Origin of the sequence: Prosthecobacter fluviatilis, assembly GCF_042655725.1 — a bacterium.
Classification (GTDB): Bacteria; Verrucomicrobiota; Verrucomicrobiia; order Verrucomicrobiales; family Verrucomicrobiaceae; genus Prosthecobacter; species Prosthecobacter fluviatilis.
In genome coordinates this window covers 1-1,004 of record NZ_JBHSMQ010000024.1, presented here as the reverse complement: position 1 = coordinate 1,004, position 1,004 = coordinate 1, and the positions used below count along the sequence as shown (strand labels likewise).

Sequence of the window (1,004 nt, the reverse complement as noted above, 5' to 3'; positions counted from 1 at the left end):
TTTTTGGAATTAGATGGGTTTGAGCAGGAAAGGCAAGAGGGAATGAGGTGATTGAAAGCCGAGTGTTTTGCGTGGTCGGAAGTTAAGTTGGTTTTGAGTTTTTCGGTGTTCGGTGATGCGGTTGCTGACAGGCTCTCCCTTGGGGCAGTACTCGCGAATAAGGCCGATGGTGTTTTCCACGGTGCCCTTTTCCCAGGCGTGGTAGGGATGGCAGAAAAAGGGCTCGCCACCTGTAGCTTGAGCTACCGACTTATAACTGGCAAACTCACAGCCGTTGTCATAGGTGATGGAAAGTGTCTGGAAGCGGCGCAAAGCATGGATGATGGCTTTGGAGACAGACGCAGCCTTTTTGTTGGAGACATGGCGTATGAGCGTATAACGCGATTTGCGCTCAACCAAAACCAGCAGTGAGCCGGCCTGTTTACGAGCACCCTCCATCAGGTCCGCCTCCCAGTGTCCGAAGGTGCTGCGGTCACTGAATGCCGTTGGCCTGCAATCGATGGAAGGACGATTGCGCACAGCGGCCCGGCGTGATGAAGAAGCGAAGTAGCGTTTGCCTTTGCGGCGCAGCAGCGTCCTGAGGCCAAGGGTGTGACCTTCGTAAGATCGTATGTGTCGGTAGATGGACTGGGCCGTAAAAGTGTGACCGAATTGATTCGAAAACAAAGAAGCGATCTGTTCCGGACTAAGTTTCAAGATCAGCTTGGCACGAATGAAACGCTTAACATCCAAGGTCAGTTTGGACCGCTTGTGGTTGGCCATTAAACGCCGGTGTTGTGTCATATCATTGGCGATAAAGCAGCAGTACCCAAATCCTGATCGGTTACGCCTGAACTCCCGGTAAATGGTTGTGCGGTGAACCCCCAGAATGGTGGCGATTTTTGTTTTAGAGACTCCCTGCTTGAGCAGTTGTCCAATTGCTCTTCGATGGAAGACGGTGAGATGATGGTAGCGTTTCATACGAGTGAGTAGTTATCAAACGCCCAGGGAGTGATGCACTTCGG

At 51.9% G+C, this 1,004-nt stretch carries 1 protein-coding gene; it reads right to left on the bottom strand.

What is annotated here, in order from left to right; translation table 11 throughout:
- Positions 1-9 precede the first annotated feature (9 nt).
- The gene (locus tag ACFQDI_RS25170) at positions 10-960 is read right to left on the bottom strand and encodes an IS30 family transposase (protein ID WP_377172273.1); all 951 of its coding nucleotides are present in this window, start codon (positions 958-960) and stop codon (positions 10-12) included.
- Positions 961-1,004 lie beyond the last annotated feature (44 nt).